Source organism: Variovorax stachyos (assembly GCF_051400855.1).
In the GTDB taxonomy this organism is placed as follows: Bacteria; Pseudomonadota; Gammaproteobacteria; order Burkholderiales; family Burkholderiaceae_C; genus Variovorax.
The window spans coordinates 48,568-66,816 of record NZ_JBLFFN010000013.1; the positions used below are offsets into that span (position 1 = coordinate 48,568).

Genomic DNA, 18,249 nt, shown 5'->3' on the forward strand with positions numbered 1-18,249 from the left:
ATTCGTGTTGTCCGAGCGACTCGATGCGGCTTCAGTCCAGGAGTCGCGCCATGAACTCGTCGGCGCGGCGCTTCACGTCCTCCTCGCTGAGCTTCTCGGTGGGAATCTCCACGTCGTCGAAGTCGAACGAGAAATCGTCCAGCTTCAGGTCTTCGTTCAGAACATCGCTGGTCAAGGTGCTGCCCTCCTTCCTCAGCGCGCAGCCGCCGCCTTTGGGCGTGGCCTCGGTGATGGATCCGGAATTCGTGCCCTTGGTGTCTTCGTGGCCCTCGGACGTCACCGCGCGGGCGGGCGGTATGGCACGACTGGACCTGTCCACCTCCAGCTTCGGCACCGGTGGCGGGGGCAGTTCGCGTTTGGCGAAGAACCGGTCGCGGAAGTAGCAGATGCGGTGCGCCAGCACGGGGCGCAGGCCTTCGTAGAACAGGAGCATGCGATCCGGGCCGAGCTCCTTCACTTCCTGCGGCAGCAGGAGGCGGCGCGGCTGCTCGCTGATGCTCACCGTCGGCCCCTTGCCGGCGCCGCCCCACATCGGACGACTCACGCTCTTCTGTTGCACGGTATAGGTGCCCAGCTCGCGGGAAATGGCTTCCGCATCGTCGTACTCCTTGGGCGGAAAGACGATGCGCGCGGCCAGCATCTTGCGGATCGACTTGGCGCCCTCGACGCCGTACTTCTCGACGAGCTGCGAGTGGGACTGGACGATGACGACGGTGCGCACGTTGTAGCCGGGCAGGAAGGCCGTGGATTCGGCGATCACCGGAATGCGCCCCAGCGCCGGGAACTCGTCGAGCATCAGGAGCACCTGGTGGCGAAGCAACGGGTTGTTCTCCGGGAGCTCGCGCGTCTGCAGGCCGATCGCCTGCTGGAAGAACAGATTCAGCAAAGGCTGCAGCCGGGCGATGTTGTCCGGGTTGATCTGGACGTAGATGGAGATCGGACGCTTGCGCAGCTCGCGCAGGTCGAAGTCGTTGGCCGAGGTCGCGGCATCGATCATGGGGTTGAGCCAGAGGTCCAGGCGGCTGGTGAAAGTCTTGCGGATGCTCGAGGCCGTCGTGGGCGCCAGGTCGATCACGTCGTAGAGGCTCTGCACCGCCTCCTGCGACAGCGGATAGCCGGCCCGCTCGCAGGCGTCGATCACGCGCTTCCAGTGCTTCTGGAAGCCTTCGGCGTCGCTCGCCATGCCTTGGCGCAGCACCTCGCCCAGGGTGCGCGTCGCGCCCTCTGTCTCGAAGAGATAGAGCGCGATGCCCAGGAAAAGCGAGCGCGCCGACGAGGTCCAGAAGGGGTCGCCGGCCAGCGGGTCGGGGAAGAGCATCGTGCCGATGCGCTGCAGGTCGTCGATGCAGCGGTAGGGCAGCTCGGACACGTACCCGAGAGGATTCCAGCGGGCCGACCGCTCGTGCTCGGACAGGGGATCGAACAGATGTACTTCCTGCCCGTGGGCTTGGCGGAACCCCGCCGTGCGCATGAAGTTCTCGCCCTTGATGTCGCTGACGATCGCGGAGCCGGACCAGCTCAGCAGGTTCGGGATGACGACGCCGACGCCCTTGCCGCTGCGCGGCGGGGCCTCGAGCTCGACGCCCTGCTGGCCGGGCAGGACCAGGTAGCGGCTGCCCAGACGGCCGAGGATGATGCCGTTCTCATCGAGCAGGCCCGCTTGCTCGATCTCGCGCCGGGTTGCGAGGCGGGCATTGCCATGCAGCGGTCGGCGACGGGGCAACATCGCGAAGCCCACCAGCCCCACCATCATCCCTTGGGAGCCGACCATCGTCGCGATGAGGGTGCGGCGTACGTCGGGCAACTCGCCGTAGGCCTTCCAGTACTGATGGATGGTCAGCAGCGTTGCATCCTGCGGCGGCAGCTTCATGGCCACGAGGAAGGCGTAGCCGGCCACGTACAGGCCGACCACCGCCGCCGCCAGCAGCGCGACCGCGATCCTGAACAGGCTAGGCCAGCCCTCGGAGCTTGGTGCCCGGGTCATACCAGATCTCCCGCACGATGCGCCGCTGCCGGTCATCCTGCCGATCCCTCGCGCACTGCACGACGATATCCACGCTCAGCTGGGCCAGTTCCACGCCTTCGCGCGTGCTCATCCCCTGGCCGGCCGGACTGCGCTTCATCAGCTGGGCCAGCGCCACAAAGGCCATCTCAGCGCTGTCCGCGTGGACGCTGGTGATGGAGCCCGGATGGCCGGTGTTCACGGACACCAGGTAGTCGTAGACCTCTTCACCCGTGCGCAGCTCGGACACGAACACCCGGTCCGGGCGCTGCCGCTTGGCGCTGGCCAGCAGCTGGCCGGGCGTGACCTCGGCCTGTCCCTGGGCGCCCTGAGAGTAGAAGAGTCGGACGTGGTTGGGCTGGTTGCGCAGCGACAGCTCCTTCACGTCCTCGATGGTGATGAGACGGTCCTCGCTAGGAACCTCGAGGATCAGCGCCTTGCTGACGGTGGTCTTGCCCGAGCCCGTTGCGCCCGAGAGCAGGATGTTCTTGCGCAGCTGGACCGCGCGGCGCAGGAAGGAGACGAACTGTCTGCGCGCAAGAAGACCTGTGAGCTCCCGGTCTTGCTGCGACAGGTGTTCCATATCGCTTTGCCGCACGCGGTTCGATGGAACGCTTCGGGTGGCCTCGAAGATGCGCAGGCTCTCCAGATCCTCGAGGGTCCACAGGGCGCTGGACGGACGCCGGATCGTGATCGAGACCGTCCGCTCCAGGGTGGCAGGCGGCAGCACGACCTGGATCCGTTCACCGCCAGGCAGGGTGGCGGACAGGAGGGGCTCGTTCGCCGAGATGCGCTGGCGCGTGAAGTTCGCGACCAGCTTGGCGAGGGACATGCACCAGTCGAAGGTGGCGAAGGGCAGTTCCTCGCGCACCCAACCGGACTGCCGCTCCACGAAGGCCGCGCCGGGCTCGTTGATGCAGATCTCGGTGACCTCGGGATCGTCCAGCAGCCTGCTGAGCGGACCCAGAAAGAGGGCGAGCGACGAGGGCGGTAGCGCCGACGCAGCCTCAGGCGCGGGCCGATTCGCCTGTAGCCCGCCGCCTGTGGCGGTGCCGCGCTCGCGGTCAAGGGGTGGTGTCGGTTCGAAGCGCATAGACGCCCCGGAAATCCACGTCGCGCGCCACCAGGATCTGGATGCGCTCGCCCTGGTACTTGATGACGGTGGGTGGGATCGAGACGGTGCTGCGCAGCACCTCCGTGATCACCTCGCGGCTGCCCTGCGGGCCGATCACCACGCCTCCGCCGCTGCCGACATTGGTGCCGCTTTGCTGGTGGGCGGCGATGGCCTGCATCGTGCCGTCGATCACCGAGATCAGGATCGCGGCACCGAAGCGATCCCAGAAGTGGGTGTCGACGTAGCCTGACAGGCCATTGCGCCCCAGTTCGTCCGTGCCGGGAGACGCCAGCTGAACCACAACGCCCGCGGGCGTGCGGGCCTCGTTCCACACGACGAAGACTCGACCTTGCCCCTGGCGGGGCGTCCCGCGCTGCTCGCCGACGTACTTGGTGCCGCGCTCCAGCAACACCACTTTGCCGTCGGCGCCATAGACGTCGCTCGCGCCGATGCAGGTGGTCATGCCCTCGTAGGTGGAATCGATGGCGGTTTCCAAAGTGCAGTCGATGAAGGCCCCCTTGGGCAACAGCATGCGCCGCGTGGGCAGGGTCTGGGCCGCGACTGCCGGGGTGGGGGTGGGGCGGAGACTGGCGGCGAGATTGCCGCCAGCCGCGGCTCCTGGGCTGGTCGCCGGTGCTTGCAGCGCGCCCATCAGTTGCGCCATGCCCTGAGCGCCCGTGGACAACATGGGCGACTCCGGGAACGCGTGCGGTGTTGTGGCGCCTGACGACTGGGCCGTCTGCGCTCGGCGAAGCACGGGAACGCCGAGCTGGCGCTCCAGCGCGATCTGCCCGGGCGTCTTCTGCGGCGGGCCGCCATTCGCAGTGTTCACTGGGCCTGGAGTTGGGGGCGGAGGTGGGGGTGGCGCGGGGTTGTTGGAGACCGGCTGCGGGTCCATCGGCGTCCTCGGCGGCTCGATGCGGCCGAGCGGCGGCACTTTCATCTCGCCACCGGCGCGTGCCGCGGCGGCCTTCCTTGCGGCTTCCTCGGCCTGGCGGGTCTTGGCGTACTGCGTGTTGTAGTACCAGAACAAGAAGCCGGCGCCCAATAGGATGATCGTGGCCAGTGCCAGGCCGCCGCTGATGCGTGACTGGATCGAGCGCTCGCGATTCACTGATGGGATGGCGCGCTCGCCCTGGATCGCCGTGCTCTCTACGGCCGTTCGCGACGCCTCATTTCCCGCGTTTGCGGCGCCTTGCCCAGACAGTACCTCTCCGGTGTCCGGGTCGATATCTGGTATATCGTCATCCGCTGGCCGATTCGCCTGGATGTGGCGGCGGCCTCGATCCTGCCAGGTCACGGCTCGTCTCTCGTGATGATGCGCTGCACGCCTGGCGCGTTGGTGTAGGCCGGGGTGCGTGCGCCGCCGCCGGCGAAGGACTGGTTGACGACGCAGCCGACCAACTTGCCTCGGCGCAGCACGAGGCGGCGCGCCACGCGGTGGATGACAACCTCGTCGTCGTCGACGTTGAAGTTCAGCAGTGATTCGGACCCGTCATCGTTCTGCACAAACAGGGCGGGGAACTCGGAGCGCGCCTTGAAACGCAGCCGGGTCTGCACCCCGTCGTCGTACGCGCTCACGGGCTTGAGCGACTCGCTGCCGCAGAACCAGTACTCGGTGTTGCGTGGCCGGTCGGCGGCCGCCCGGCTGATGCGCGCATCGGCTTGTCGGCGCTCGCGGTCTGCTGCTTCGGCTCTGGCCTCGTCCTCCGGGTAGCTGAAGCGCACCGAGTAGACCATGCGCCTGGCTGCAGCCCCGGCTGGGGGATTTGAAGAGACAACATAGTCGAAGTGGTAGGCCCGTCGATTGGTAAGGACGGTGAGGTTGGTGGAGGCGCGCACCTCCTTGGGCTTGATGAAGAAGTGGTTGCGCTCGGCCCCGACATCGAAAGCGCCGTTGTCGCCCGAACCCAGGTTGACGAACTCCTCGCCTTCGGCGAACTGCAGATGGATCTGATAACCCACGTAGCCGTGCAACGTGATGACGTCGTCCGGGTCGTAGGCGACCACGCGCACGCGCGCGTCGACCTTGCCGGGCGGCGGCACGGTCGCAGCGGCGACGAACGGGGCGGTAAGGGCCAGACCCGCGGCCAATCCGATGGCGAACGGAAACGTGCCGGGTGCAGCTTTGGCCTTCATCGCGCATCCTGCCTGCTTGGCGCAAGGCCAGCGGGGGCGACCTCAGGCTCGCGGCGGTACTCGACAACGCGAAAGCCCAGCGGATTGAGAGAGCGCGTCTTGTCATCCTTCGATGGCTGCACATAGGCGAACTCGATCGTGGAGACCCAGTGGCTCGCCTGCTCCTCGCCCGTGCCGCCGGCGCGCGTCGAGCGGGTGAAGCGCACCTGGGCCAGCTTGTCCTTGCCGCTTTCCAGCTTGAGGAAGGTGACCGAGCGCACCTGAGTCCGGATGGAAGTGCCGTCCTTGTAGACGTTCAGGGGTGAAGCAGGATTGTTGGTGGCCCACAGGGCTGCCCACTCCTGGTTGAGGCGCGGTGAGTTCTGGGAAGCGACCAGCTCGTAGTCGGCTTCGGCAGTGCCGTAGAAATAGCGTTCGCGCGCGATCACGTAGTTCTGCAGCAGGTTGCGCGTCACCACCTGCTCGATGTCGGTGGTGCCCTCATAGGTGGGCACGATGTCCACGATCCCGCTGCTGCTGTCGACGCGGATGAGAACCGGAACGGGCTGCTTCAGCGGCGTGAGGCCACTGACTGCGGCGACTGCGAGCACTGCGATCGCAGCTGCCACTGCGGCAACGATCCACGCGATCTTGGCCGATCGCTCTGCTCGACGCGCGCGATCAAGTTCCCAGCTCTGGGCCTCGAGCAGGTAGTTCTTAAGAGCGGCGTCCCGGCGCATGGACCGCTCCTGAGCTGAAAGCACCGGCCGAGACGTTGATCGGTGTGAGTGGCCCTTCGCACTCCGGCGGCTTGGGCGGGCGGGTGCCGCAGGCAGCTAGGAGCAAGGCAAGCAGGGAGAGCGTGGCCATTGGCTTCATTGCGCGCTCCACTGCTAGCGATTGCGCGAGGTGCTCGGCATGACCTGCTCTCTGGGAAGCACGGTGCCGCCACGGCGTTTTGTGCCGACCTGGCCAATGGAGACCACCCCTGCGCCGATGCGATTGCCTGCCAGGCGGCGGAAGGAATCCCAGCGACCGCCGGGCTCTCGCCGCAACCCATCGAGCACACCCCGGCCGAATTCGTAGCTGGTGCGCCTGGCACCACCCATCGCCCACCGCGCCAACCCGCTGACGAAGCCGAACGAGCTGAGTGCGATCCCGCTCGCCAGACCGGCAGCAATAGGCATGACTTGGCGCATGATCAGAAGCACCAGCGACGCACAGAGAACCATATTCAATGCGTCTACTGTCACGATGGCTGCGCCGCGGGCAGCCGTCTGAGTGGCATAGGAAGAAACTACCTGGAGCATGAGGCTCGCAACTAACGTGCTCAGGACTGCGACCAAGGCATAGTTGGTCAACTGGGCAGTCCACGCCTCGAAGAATCTGCGGGTGGCCTCGAAGAAGAGCAGACAGATGAAAACCGGCCCCATTGCGAGGATTAGCGCCAGTGCGAGTTTGGATAGCACAAGCAAGAAGAGCGCGTAGACGGCTACGCCGCCCATGATGAAGTAGACGACGGCACCGGCTAGGTAGAAGCCAAAGTCGCCGTTCAGCACGCCGCCCTTGTTCCAAAGGTTCGACGCAACGGCCCCGCCTTGGTCCCAGATGGTGTCAATAGTCGATACCGGGCTAGCGGAACTTGTGATCGTGGCTGCAAGCTGGCTCGGAGCATTGAAGAAGGTATCAACGATGACTCCGTTGAAAAGCCACAGCCTCAGCCCCACGCCCAGGATGATCGCGATGAAGAAGATGCGCTTAACGCCTTCCCAGATTGGCTCCTGAATTCTCCCTGTGAGGCTGAAAAATCCCCACACCATTACGTAGATCGTCGCGAGCGTTACCACGGCGGGTTCAATGGCGCCGGCCACAGCTGCCGTCTTTACCGCCACGTAGTCGGTCAGTTGAGAAGTCAGCCATGTCCAGAATTGCTGAAAGAACATTGCCTACCTCGTTTTGAATCTTTCATTTTCCAGAGCCACCAGCAGGTGGCATGGTGGGCTGAAAGCGCTTCTGGAAGGTCCCGTGATCTGGCCTTAGCGTCGCCGGCGCTGGTGCCGGCGCTTCGGCGCGCTCGACAGCGGGAGAAGCAGCCGGAACTGGATCCTGTCTCAGGAAACGGTACGCGCCACCCGCAGCAACTACAGCAATCGCCGCGACGACCATAATGATGGTTGACTTGGACATGGCGGTTCAGGGGCTGGGAAGGAATCTGGTGCTGAACCCGCCATGGCCGGAGATGACCTGCTCTCGAGTGCGCTGCTGCTGGGCACCTTCCTCGGCTTGTGCCATCAGATAAAGACTCTGCAGCTTGGTCTGCTCATTGGTGAGCATGTTCTGCTCGGCCTGGATTCTTGCCTGCAGATCCTGGATGGCCTTGGGGTCCTGGGCCGTGGCGATGCGGTTGATCAGCTGTTGCAGCGCCGAGAAGCGCTGGCTGGTGTTCTGGTACGCACTTTGGGTCAATCCGTTCAGCACGGCCGAGGACTGCCGGCCTTGCTCGACGATCTGGCGCATCTCCGGGCTCAGGGCCTCCAACTGGCCGCCTGAGAGGACGCTGTTGGCCCTCATGATCGACTGCACGTGGTTGGCCAGTCCGGCATAGCTTGCCGATGAGCCATTGATCGTGTTCATCAGTTCGCCGTAGCTCGGTGGCAGGTAGTTGCGCGCCAGGTCCGAGGTCGGGAGCAGCTGCTCCATGCCGCGGGTGCCCGTCATGGCGCCGTATGTCAGCGCCAGCTGGTCCTTCGACTGCCTGAGCTGCTCGTACTGCTGCTGCATCGCGGAGATCTGCTGTTGCCAGTACATGACCTGCTGCATCAAGTTCGCGACGGCCGTGACATCGATCACCGGAATGCCGGCCTTTGCGTGCAGAGGCGCAAGGCAGCTTGCCGCGGCGAGCAACAGGGCGAGAAGGTGCCTACGCATCGGAGACCTCCCGGGTCGGAGTTGAACGTGACGAGCGACCGTCCAGGGCCGCTCGGAAAGGGCTCAGCCATTGGTCGGGATGCGGCCCATGCGTTTCGATGAGCTCGCGCATGAGGCGGACGTTGCCGGTGCGCCCCGAGATGACGTGCAGGGCGTCATCGAAGCCACTGAGATCGAGCTGCGCAACCACGCTCACATGGTTCTGCTTGATCAGGAACTGACGCGAGCCGGGCTCGAGTTCCTGCTTGATGAGCGCGAACTCGCGCTCCGTGAGGTTGAAGCCCTGGGTGTACTCGTCGTAGGCCGCCTCGGGATTGGGAAACAGGATCTTCGTAGGCGTCTGCTCGACGATCGCCCGCGCGATGCTGGAATCGAGCACGTGGCTGGTGCTCTGGGTGAAGGTGGCGATGTTGGCGTTCTTCTTGCGCCAGGTCTCCAGTCCGTTCCTGGCGAACTTCGCGAAGGCGGAGTCACTCAAGAGCTTGGCGAACTCGTCCATCCAGCACACCAGGGGCCGGCCATCCACCATCCTGTTGACCAGGTGGAAGAGGTACATGGTCAGGGGCGTGCGCACGACCTCGTTGTCCAGGAAGTCCGTGACGTCGAAGCCGACCAGTGAATGGTGGGCAAGCAGTGGTGCCACCTCGTCATGGTCGTTGTCGAAGACCCAGGCGTAGTCGCCGCGCTCAGACGCGCACCATTTGCGAAGGCGCGCGTACATTCCCTCCGGGTCCGTGATGTCCAGGAAAGCGGCCAGCCGCGACAAGCGCCTGAAGGCCGGATCGAGCTTCAGGGTGCCGCGCAGTGCCTGGTCGAGGTCGTCTTCCTGCCGGACGCTCAGGATGTCGCTCGGCGTGCGCATCACCAGGCGCCTGAGCCAGTGCCGCATGAACTCGACGTTGTCGGAAATCGAGTCGTCGAGCTGCAGGGGGTTGCAGCTGGTGGGAACCCCGTTCTTGAGCGGGAGATACCGGCCGCCAAGCGCCCGCACCAGGATGTGCAGCCCTTCGTCCTTGTCGAAGATGACCTGGGTCGCGTCCATCCGGTTGCAGATGGCCACCATGCAGAAGCCCAGCAGGGTAGTCTTGCCGGTGCCGACCGGGCCCACTCCGGTGATGTGCCCGACGTCCCGGCGGCTGCCTCCATCTGCGCTGCGAGGATCGCTCGCGTGCAGCGAGAAGTAGTAGGGCGAGCCCGCGCGCGTCATGAACATCGTCAGGGCGTCGCCCCAGTAGTTGCCCGTCGCCCGCCCGGTCGGGAAATTGTGAAAGGGCGACATGGCCGCGAAGTTGCGGCTGGTCACCAGGGCCTTGCGGCTGCGGTAGCCGAAATTCCCGGGCAGCTGCGCCCAGAAGGCCGCCTCCAGCGCAAGGTCCTCGCGCGCCACCACCATCCCGGTGTCGCCCAGCAGGTAGCGCGCGCGTGCCACATGGTCGTTGAGCTGCTTCAAGCGGGGCCGGCCTTCAGCCTCGCCCACGGCGTCGCATGCATCGTCGAGCACCTGAAGGCTGAAGTGGTGATCGCCCACGGCGAAGCGGTTGCTCATCAGGTCGTCCAGCGCGTCCTCGAGCTCCGCGGCCTGGGACACGGCCAGATCCCCGGCGGCCGCCATCCGGTGGTGCTGCCGGCTCATCACGTCAGTGGCCGTGCTCTTGGCCAGGAAGGTGAAGCTCTGGGTCAGCACGAAAGGAAAGGGCGCGGTGAGGAGCGCGCCGAACATGCCCGGCGCCGTGGGCGTCGGGTACTCCTTGATGCCGAGGAATGCACCAAGGCGCGTCTGGGTGCCGGTGCGGTACTCCATCGCTTCGTGGCCGAAGAAGGGCCGGCTGGTGGCCAGGACCTCGTTCAGGGGCGAGCGCGGCAGCGGCATGCGCTGCCATTCCCCGTTGACCAGCAGGCCATGAAACTCCAGCAGGGAGGAGAAGAGCACGGCCTTTCCCTCCAGCCGGTAGACGCCCAGCGCCTCGGGGTCGTAGCGCTCCAGCGCGGCGAGCAGCTCCAGGCGCAGTTTGGTGCAGGCATCGAGGGAATCGCGCAGCTCGGTCTGCGCACCTTCCGGGTCCGTGCGCCTGAGCAGGCGCAGCGCGGCGTTGCCGATGCGGGTGGGCTGTGGGCGAAAGACGATCGACAGGTACAGCTCGTTGACCATCAGCCGCTCGCCGGCCATCTTGCGGCGGTAGCGCTGCTCGAGTTCATCGGCGAAACCGGCGACGGTGCGGCCCGCCGGATAGCCGGTCTCCCGGCGCCGGATCACGTGGGTCCAAAGCGCCAGGTTGGGCGACGCGATGTTACGCAGCAAGGCGTTCAGGCGCTCGTGCCAGCTGTTGATGTCCTCGTCGTCGGCGCTTTCGAAGCTCGCGCCGGCCAGCCGCAGGGTCTGCACGTAGTCGCCGGCGCGCGTGCGGGCCACGTGCTGGTCCACGTGCGCGGCAAGCGGGATCATGGCGGCGGCGCCGACCTCACGGCGCAGCGTCTTCTCGGCGCGGGAGAGCAGCTGCATGGCGTCCTCTCGTCTCAGATCACCGCCACGGGGTCCGTCCGCGCGCGGCGGCGTCCCTTGGCGTCAGGCAAGTCCAGCGCCAGCGGGCTGTACGAGCTCGCGCCCCAGTGCCGAAGGTTGCCGCCGAGCAAGGCGGGCAGCCGGGTGCGACCCCAGAGCTGCAGCAGATCGAAGAAGCGGGGCTCGTACAGGCACACCAGGTAGAGCAGGCCGTGCATCGGTACGAAGGCCAGCAGCCACACGAGGTTCTTCGTGACGATGAACGACTCGGTGGTGATGACGATGTTGAGCATCATGGCCGGGTACGTGACGCCCCAGACCATCGACGGCCGGGTCATCCCGACGAAAAGTGGGTCGGCGACGATGCCCTGGTTGCGGTTCATCCGCGTGCCTCTCAGACGCCGAAGAGGCCCCGGATCCAGGACACGATCTGCGGGCCGCCAAAGACCAGAACGGTACCGATCACGACCGCCACCATCCACCACCAGCTCAGTCGCCCGAACCAGGCCATCGCGCCCGAGACCATCACGGCGACCGCCGCGATGGGCGTGAGAATGGCAACAAGCTGCTGCTGGGTGGCGTTGGCGCCGGTGGCGAACGGGCTTCCCGCTGCCGCAAGGGCTGGCAGGAGTGCGGCGGACGCTGCGATCAGCCATTGCCTGCAGCGTTCGCGGCCACCGCACCGTTGCACCGGCCTCAGGACCGCTCCGGCGCGGTCAGGGCGGGCGCGTCGGTGCGAGGCGCGGCGCGGCCGGGGCCGGGCCTGGCTGCCGCGATGGCAGAAGTGGAAGAACCGCAGGCGCTTCGCGCCGCTTCCTGCATGAAGATCGATACGAGTACACGCGTGCATGGGGCTACTCCACTTGACCTGAAACAGGTTGCTCCTTCTCCGACGCGAGGCCGGCGCGAAGCGGCGCAGATTTCACGGGGGTTGGAGCCCTGCCGTACACGTCCCACCAGGCCGGTGCAGGCGCGGGCACCCTCGGCGCAGCAGGCCGGGGACGCCTGGCCGGGTCGGCAGCGCGCAAAGCCAAAGCCAGCTCGCGCCTGAGTCCTGCGACATCTTCGAGGGTTCGCCGGCGCTGCTCCTCGACGTCGTCGACGCCCTCATCGGTCACGCCGGCCGAACGCTCGGTCTTCCGACGCGCGAGTGTCTGCAGCCGGGCTTCCGACCTTGCCAGCTCCTGGCGCAGGATCAGGATCCGGTCGTTGTCTCGGGCCAGCTGCTCCTGGGCGACCACCCTGCGTGGGGGCTCCTGCGCATGGGTGGATCCCGCCACGGCGACGCTGGTGCCGAGTAGCAACGCAAGCCACACCCCCGGGCTGCGGCTGCCGTGCCCGAGCGTGTGTCGATGGAGGCGGATTGCTGGCATGGCTTGCACTGTCGTCCTCGGCTGCGGCGGCGGTCAATCGAGCTGGCCTGTCAGTCCTGACAGTGGCGCCCGCAATTCGCCGGAGATACCCTGCATCAGGTCACGAACGGGTCGGCCGGATGGTGGGCCTGTGGGCACACACCACCTCGGCGCGCACCGCGGCAAGGCCCTTGCAGCCTGCGGGCATGCACGGGCATGGTGGTGGTAATACCTCTGGTGCTGCGGGCAAGGAGCAGTGGATGGGCAAGGTGATCGTCTTCGGCAACCACAAGGGCGGCGTCGGGAAGTCGACACTGGCGGTCCTCTATGCCTACTGGCTGGCGGACCTGCAGCAGCAGTCCGTGTGCGTGATCGACCTCGATGCCCAGGCCAACAGTTCCAAGTCGCTCGCGAGGTTCGCGACCGACATCGAGTCAGCCCAGTTGTTTCGCTCGCAGGCGCGTGTGCCGCAGGCCCTTGGCGCGACGGAGGACGCCCAGCGGATCGTGCTGGTGCCCGGCAGCAGGCACCTGGCGGGGATCGAGCTTGAGCCACCTGACGAGGTCATTCCTGCATTCCGCGGCTGTCTGCTGCAGGCGGTACAGCGCTTCGACGCGGTGGTGGTGGACACCCCTCCCGCTTTGGGCCTGCGCATGAGCGCGGCGTTGATCGGCGCAGACGCAGTCGCCTGCCCGATCGAGCTGGAGGCGTACAGCATCGACGGAATGGCGGACATGCTCAAGACCATCTTCGGTGTTCGCAAACGCTACAACCCTCGGCTTCGGCTGGCGGGCATTCTTCTGAATCGCTTCAATGCCCATTCGCAGCGGCAGAAGGCTGCGCTGCAGCATTTGGCGCTGGGCTTCGCGGAATTCGTCATCCCGGCACGCATCTCGACACGATCGGCGATTCCCGAGGCGCTCGCCTCGGGCGTGCCCGTCTGGCGCCTGCCGAAAACTGCGGCGCGCGACGCGAGCCTGGAGGTGATGGCTGCCTTCGAGCTCCTCCACCAACGCGTGATCGCAGCGGATCCCATCCCGCGCGCTGCGGAGCCGCTCGCATGAACCCGGCGCCCGAGCTGGACCTGAGTGTGCTTTCGCAGTTCAAGGCGGCGGACCTGCTTGCGGAAGGCGCGCCGTCCGCGAACGGCGGCTCGCCGATGCAGGTGGCGCTGCATCGGATCGACTTCGATCCCTTGCAGCCGCGCCGTCGGCTGCGGGGCCGCAGCATCGAGGAACTTGCCGAATCGATTCGCCAGCATGGCGTGCTCGAGCCCGTGTCGCTGAGGCGGGACACGAAGCGGGAAGGGCGGTTCATCGTCAACCGCGGGGAGCGCCGGGTGCGTGCGGCGCGCCTGGCAGGGCTCGCTGCGATACCCGCCTTCCTCGATGAACGTCTCGATCCGTTCGCGCAGGCGGCGGAGAACCTGCACCGCGAGGACATGTCGCCGTTGGATCTCGCTGCGTTCATCGCAGAGCGGGAAGCCCAGGGGCACGCGCGTGCGGAGATCGCCCGTCGCTTGGGCAAGTCGCGCTCCTTCGTCACCGAGGCGGCAAGTCTGGTCGAGGCACCGGCATCGCTTCGGCGGGCGATCGAGGAGGGAAGAATTGGCGGGGACATGCGGGTGCTATACCGCCTGGCGGCCGTGGCCCGTTCGCGGCCGGACGATGTGGAAGCGCTGCTTTCCGGCGGCGGTGCGTTGCGCCGTGCCGCGCTCGACGAGCTGCTGGGCCGCAGCGTCGCGCGCGGACATGCAGGCGAAGCTCCGATGCAGCGTGGCAGCGCGCCTGGCAGGGTCTCGAGCGGCGGGCGCACCGTGCTCATCGTCGAGCACGCCGGTCGGCGCGGATCGCTGCGGCTCAAGGCGCGCGACAGCGACGTCGGGGAGGTCCGCTTCGGCGATGGCACGTGCTGCCTGTTGCCGCTGACGGAGCTGCGGCCGGTCTGCTGGGCGTCGGAGGATTAGGAGCGCAGATGGTGGTGGTCAGAAGGCCGCTGCCGCATTCTGCAAGGCAGCGCGTTGCCGGCTCTGCTAGATCACGTCCACCGGTGCCATCAGCAAGCGCTCGTACTTTGTCATCGCATCGATCTCGACGCCGAGCCACCGCGCGACATCTGCGGGGGACGAGCCCCGGCGCAGCTGTCGCAGTGCGAACGTGTGCCGCAGGCGAAAGGAGCCGCCTTCGGTGCTGTCCAGGCCTGCTTCCTCGAGGACCTCGCGCGCGGCGTTGTACTGCGACTGCTTGCTCCACGGCTTGCCGCTGCGGGTGGACGGAAACAGGAATTCGCCGGCGATGCCGGCTTCGGCGCGCACCTGCAGCCAGTGGTGCAGCAGTTCGCCGGCCCATGGTGCGACCGGCGTCTCGCGAGCCGGCGAATTGCCGTTGCCAGGCACTGCCACCTTCCAGGGGCGCTCGCGCAGGCGCCCGCCACGCACGGTGGGTGCGTCGAGGCGCAGCAGCCGCACGTCCCCGGGCGTGAGTCCGGCGCCGAGCTGCAGCGCGACGGCGCTGCGGTTGCGCAGCTGCTGCCAGGTGAAGGCGGCGTGGCCGTTGCGTCGGGCGGCCGAGGCGCCCTGGCGCGGTCGTGCATGCGACAGGAAGGTGATCAGGTGCCTGGCCTCTGTCACGGACAGGAATTCCGGCAGGGGATCGGCATGCGCGGCCTCCGCGTAGCGGATCTCCGGGTGGGCGTCGATCCAGTCGCTCGCGGCCGTGTTGACCGCAGCGCCGGTCTCGGCGGCATGGTGGTGCAGCACGCGATCGATCAGGCGCAGCAGGCGTAGCGCATGGCGCGGGGAGAGCGACAGGTCGGCGCTTTTCATGCCGAAGCGAGCGGCCTGGAACGCCGACAGGTCCCGTCCATCTAGCGAGGTCAACGTCACCGCCGGGGACTGGCCGAGACACCAGCTCTCGAAACTGCCCCACATGTCTCGGTAGACCTGGATGGACGAGGGCTGACGCAGGAATCCAGCTGCGCGCTGTTGCTGCAGCCATCCCTCGAATGCAAGGCGATGGGCGGCGGCCGGCGGGTCTTCGAAGAGCGAAAGGGAGGGCATCAAAAATATACTAACGGCAGCGCGATGTGAATTTGCTGAGCTTGGCCTATTTGAAAGGACAGCTGGCTTGGCAGTGGGCCGATGTAATCCGGTCCGCCGTTAGTATATTTGTTGCCTTCGTTGTTGGCTGAGTTGCACTCGCAAACTAACACGTCCTTTCCGTGCAGGTCCCCGTTCGGCATCTCACGCATTTGGGCACGAAGCGGGGACTTGGTCTGGGGCACAGCTCCTCCTCCAGATCGTTCGCATGTTGTGCGATGAGCTCCTGGCGGGTGGGACGAGACAGGTTTTCAAGTGGGCAACGTCGATGACAGCTCCGTCCCTCAGCAAGGGCCGAGATCTCGGAGCCGGCGCGGCAAAGCAAGGTGTTGCGCCTGTTTCGGGACCGCTGCGCCGGCCGGTGGCCACGCGGCGTACGGCGAAGCCTTTGGGAGGGAAGGTCGCGGCGCCATTGGGAGCTGGTCGATGGAGAGAGAGAGAGAGAGAGAGAGAGAGCCCCGGGGTCGGTCCACAGCCACCTGAATGATCAGAGCGATCGAGCGGCATTCATGGCCGTGCCGCAGCCATCACCTGCGTCACCACGGGGTGGTGTTGTCCACGACGCGAACGGATGCCGTGGATCTCCTCCTTCACGCCGTCGCTGGTGCCCAGCATGCGAAGTCCTCGCATCAGGCCGACGCCGTCCGCGCCGAGCCGACTGACCGGGAACACGCCAAGTCCGCGGGCCGAAAACACGGCCAGAAGGGCACTGTCTTCGAACTCGCCGACGATGTGGGGCCGCAGGCCCTGAGCCTCGAACCAGTGGTCCAGCGTTGGGCGCAGAGCCGAGTGCCCGGTGGGCAGCAGCACGGGCAAATCGTTGAGGCTGTGTGGAAAGCGGTCGCGCTCGGTCTTGCCGACCAGCCGGGCAGGGCCGTACCACTCGACCGGCGAATCGACGAGCCGTTCGCTGGTCAGGCGCAGGTTGGGGTTACGCGGTGCAGCCTGACCGGCCAGCACCAGGTCCAAATGGTGCAGCGCCAGTTCGCTCAGTAGCTGCTCGAACTCGCCCTCATGGCAAACGAGCCGCAGGTTGGGTGTGCTCAGCACGGGCTCCAGCAGCGCATGGGCGGCGAGCTTGGAGATGCCATCCGAGAGCCCGACGGCCATCCGGGCCACCTTCCCGCTGGCCGCTTCTCGGACCTCGTCGGGAATGCCTTGGCCGAGCTGAAAGATCTCCTCGGCCCGCGCGAAGGCGGCCTGGCCTGCCTCGGTGAGGGCGACGCCGCGGCCCGAGGGCTTGAGGAGCTGGTGGCCGAGGGACTTTTCCAGCTCGCGCACCTGCGCGCTGATGGTCTGCACTGCCATGTCAAGCCGTTCGGCAGCGCGGGCGAATCCGCCTTCCTTGGTGACGACCCAGAAGTAGTGGAGATGACGGTAGTTCAGCATGCACCCTCCGGTTCGGAAAAACCGAAGTTTAAGTTCGTGCAGATCTGGTTTTTCCGAAACCGATCGATGCCCAAACTCCCATTTGTTCGAACCACCACAGAAAGTCCGATCATGTTCTACGCCCTCAGCTGGTTCTTCGTTGTCGCTCTGCTCGCGATCTGGTCCCTGGCCGCCTGGACGCTGCATGCAGTGGCTCTCTGGACTGCGTCGAACGCGGGCGCGCTCTCCGGGGCTGCGTCGAGCGTCGGCAACATGGTCCTGCCTGGCTGGCTGGCATCCTGGGTGCCGCCGGAAGTCGCGCAGTGGGCAAGCCAACTGGTGGCTGGCCTTGCACGGGTCGTCGACAGCATGCTGCAGGCCGCACCCGCACTGGCCGGTGGCTTGAGCGTGACGACATGGGTGATCTGGGGCATCGGCAGCGTGCTGCTCGTGCTGCTGGGTGCCGGGCTTCACCTGCTCATCGCGCTCCTGCGCCGCCGTGGGGGCGGCGGTACCCGCCCGAACGCCGCCTCCCCGCCGCCGGCAGGCTGATTGCGCCGACCTCATCGCCTCCATTGAACGCCCGCCGACCCGTCGGTACGGCTCGTCTTCGGACATCCTCTGAACCTGAAAGCAAGATGTGGTCTTGGACTTCCTGCTTCCCTTCTTCACAGCCGACTTCATGGGCAAGCCTGCCTGGGTCTGGCTCACCTTCGTCGGCATCGTCTTCGCGCTGTTGGCTTTCGACCTCGGGGTCCTGCACAAGGACGAAAAGGAAATCGGCGTTGGCGAGAGCCTGCTGCTGTCTGCCGGCTACATCAGCGTGGCACTTCTCTTCGGCGCCTGGGTCTGGTGGTACCTGGGTGCTCAAAGCGGCATGGACTACTACACCGGCTTCATGATCGAGAAGTCGCTGTCGATGGACAACGTCTTTGTCATCGCGCTGATCTTCAGCTTCTTCGCCATCCCGCGGCAGTACCAGTACCGGGTGCTGTTCTGGGGCATCCTGGGTGTGATCGTGCTGCGCGCAATCATGATCGCCCTGGGTGCGACGCTGGTGAGCCAGTTCAGCTGGGTGCTGTACCTGTTCGGCGCCTTCCTGATCTTCACCGGCGTCAAGATGTGGATCATTGCCGACCACGTGCCCGACATCGCGAACAATCCGCTGCTCAAGTACCTGAAACGGCACATGCGCGTGACTGAGGGGCTACGTGGCAGTGCCTTCTGGGTCCGCGAGAGCGACGCGAAGACGGGCAAGCTGGAACGCACAGCGACGCCCTTGTTCCTGGCGTTGGTGCTGGTGGAGTTCGTCGACCTGATCTTCGCGGTGGATTCGGTGCCGGCCATCTTTGCGATCACGACCGACCCCTTCATCGTCTACACGAGCAACATCTTCGCGATCCTGGGCCTGCGCGCGCTGTACTTCGCTCTGGCGGCGATGATCCACCGCTTCAAGTACCTGAAGTACGCCTTGGCACTGGTGCTGGTGTTCATCGGCAGCAAGATCTTCCTGGTGGGCATCATCGGCAAGATCCCGGCGGTGATCTCGTTGAGCGTGACCTTCGGCCTGATCGCCGGTGGTGTGCTGGTGTCGGTGTGGAAGACCCGCGGGCAGCCGGCTGTCGCCGAGTCCACATGACGCACTGCCCATCGTGCAGCGGCTGCGCGCGCCGCGCAGGCAGGGGCATTAACGTCCAGGAAAACCAGGGCAACCGAATACCAAACCTCGGACCGACAGCGTACGTACAGTGATCCTAACCCCGGCCGCCA

Annotated in this window: 17 protein-coding genes; 4 read left to right on the plus strand and 13 right to left on the minus strand. The window is 66.2% G+C overall.

Going from position 1 to position 18,249, the window contains the following annotated elements; genetic code table 11:
- Positions 1-31: 31 nt before the first annotated feature.
- The 11 genes from ACMGEZ_RS21335 to ACMGEZ_RS21385 form a co-directional block, all read right to left on the minus strand.
- Positions 32-1,984, minus strand: a complete 1,953-nt coding sequence (locus ACMGEZ_RS21335; RefSeq protein WP_436824278.1) for a type IV secretory system conjugative DNA transfer family protein — start codon at positions 1,982-1,984, stop codon at positions 32-34.
- Complete coding sequence (gene virB11, locus ACMGEZ_RS21340; RefSeq protein ID WP_436824279.1) at positions 1,950-3,095, minus strand: P-type DNA transfer ATPase VirB11; 1,146 nt, start codon at positions 3,093-3,095, stop codon at positions 1,950-1,952. The genes ACMGEZ_RS21335 and virB11 overlap by 35 nt, the downstream gene beginning before the upstream one ends.
- Positions 3,067-4,230, minus strand: coding sequence for a type IV secretion system protein VirB10 (virB10, locus tag ACMGEZ_RS21345; RefSeq protein WP_436824280.1), 1,164 nt, complete (start codon positions 4,228-4,230; stop codon positions 3,067-3,069). Before virB10 ends, virB11 begins: the two co-directional genes overlap by 29 nt.
- A gap of 182 nt (positions 4,231-4,412) precedes the next feature.
- The gene (gene virB9 / locus ACMGEZ_RS21350) at positions 4,413-5,255 is read right to left on the minus strand and encodes a P-type conjugative transfer protein VirB9 (protein ID WP_436824281.1); all 843 of its coding nucleotides are present in this window, start codon (positions 5,253-5,255) and stop codon (positions 4,413-4,415) included.
- On the minus strand, positions 5,252-5,974 hold the full coding sequence (locus ACMGEZ_RS21355; RefSeq protein WP_436824282.1) for a VirB8 family type IV secretion system protein: 723 nt from the start codon (positions 5,972-5,974) through the stop codon (positions 5,252-5,254). Before ACMGEZ_RS21355 ends, virB9 begins: the two co-directional genes overlap by 4 nt.
- A 153-nt stretch (positions 5,975-6,127) precedes the next feature.
- Entirely contained in the window at positions 6,128-7,177 is a 1,050-nt protein-coding gene (locus ACMGEZ_RS21360; RefSeq protein WP_436824283.1) for a TrbL/VirB6 family protein, read from the minus strand.
- A gap of 250 nt (positions 7,178-7,427) precedes the next feature.
- Positions 7,428-8,162: a TrbJ/VirB5 family protein gene (locus ACMGEZ_RS21365; RefSeq protein ID WP_436824284.1), complete on the minus strand. Its 735-nt coding sequence runs from the start codon at positions 8,160-8,162 to the stop codon at positions 7,428-7,430.
- A complete protein-coding gene (locus ACMGEZ_RS21370; RefSeq protein WP_436824285.1) occupies positions 8,155-10,662 on the minus strand; it encodes a VirB4 family type IV secretion/conjugal transfer ATPase in 2,508 nt (835 codons plus the stop codon). Before ACMGEZ_RS21370 ends, ACMGEZ_RS21365 begins: the two co-directional genes overlap by 8 nt.
- A 14-nt stretch (positions 10,663-10,676) precedes the next feature.
- Positions 10,677-11,045, minus strand: coding sequence for a VirB3 family type IV secretion system protein (locus tag ACMGEZ_RS21375; RefSeq protein WP_436824286.1), 369 nt, complete (start codon positions 11,043-11,045; stop codon positions 10,677-10,679).
- Between the two features lie 11 nt (positions 11,046-11,056).
- A complete protein-coding gene (locus ACMGEZ_RS21380) occupies positions 11,057-11,512 on the minus strand; it encodes a TrbC/VirB2 family protein (RefSeq protein ID WP_436824287.1) in 456 nt (151 codons plus the stop codon).
- Positions 11,513-11,516: 4 nt separating this feature from the next.
- On the minus strand, positions 11,517-12,035 hold the full coding sequence (locus tag ACMGEZ_RS21385) for a hypothetical protein (protein WP_436824288.1): 519 nt from the start codon (positions 12,033-12,035) through the stop codon (positions 11,517-11,519).
- A gap of 239 nt (positions 12,036-12,274) precedes the next feature.
- On the opposite strand from ACMGEZ_RS21385, the gene ACMGEZ_RS21390 reads away from it, so the two are divergent.
- Complete coding sequence (locus ACMGEZ_RS21390; RefSeq protein WP_436824289.1) at positions 12,275-13,078, plus strand: ParA family protein; 804 nt, start codon at positions 12,275-12,277, stop codon at positions 13,076-13,078.
- Positions 13,075-13,980, plus strand: coding sequence for a ParB/RepB/Spo0J family partition protein (locus ACMGEZ_RS21395; RefSeq protein WP_436824290.1), 906 nt, complete (start codon positions 13,075-13,077; stop codon positions 13,978-13,980). The genes ACMGEZ_RS21390 and ACMGEZ_RS21395 overlap by 4 nt, the downstream gene beginning before the upstream one ends.
- Before the next feature lie 66 nt (positions 13,981-14,046).
- Here the strand turns inward: ACMGEZ_RS21395 and ACMGEZ_RS21400 are convergent, their stop codons facing one another.
- Entirely contained in the window at positions 14,047-15,072 is a 1,026-nt protein-coding gene (locus tag ACMGEZ_RS21400) for a tyrosine-type recombinase/integrase (RefSeq protein ID WP_436824291.1), read from the minus strand.
- Positions 15,073-15,618: 546 nt separating this feature from the next.
- On the minus strand, positions 15,619-16,500 hold the full coding sequence (locus tag ACMGEZ_RS21405) for a LysR family transcriptional regulator (RefSeq protein WP_436824292.1): 882 nt from the start codon (positions 16,498-16,500) through the stop codon (positions 15,619-15,621).
- Between the two features lie 111 nt (positions 16,501-16,611).
- Between ACMGEZ_RS21405 and ACMGEZ_RS21410 the strand changes: the two genes are divergently transcribed.
- Both ACMGEZ_RS21410 and ACMGEZ_RS21415 read left to right on the plus strand, forming a co-directional pair.
- Positions 16,612-17,031 carry a hypothetical protein gene (locus tag ACMGEZ_RS21410; protein WP_436824293.1) on the plus strand — a complete coding sequence of 140 codons (420 nt, stop codon included), beginning with the start codon at positions 16,612-16,614 and terminating at the stop codon, positions 17,029-17,031.
- A gap of 94 nt (positions 17,032-17,125) precedes the next feature.
- Positions 17,126-18,118, plus strand: coding sequence for a TerC family protein (locus ACMGEZ_RS21415; RefSeq protein WP_436824294.1), 993 nt, complete (start codon positions 17,126-17,128; stop codon positions 18,116-18,118).
- Positions 18,119-18,249: the final 131 nt, after the last annotated feature.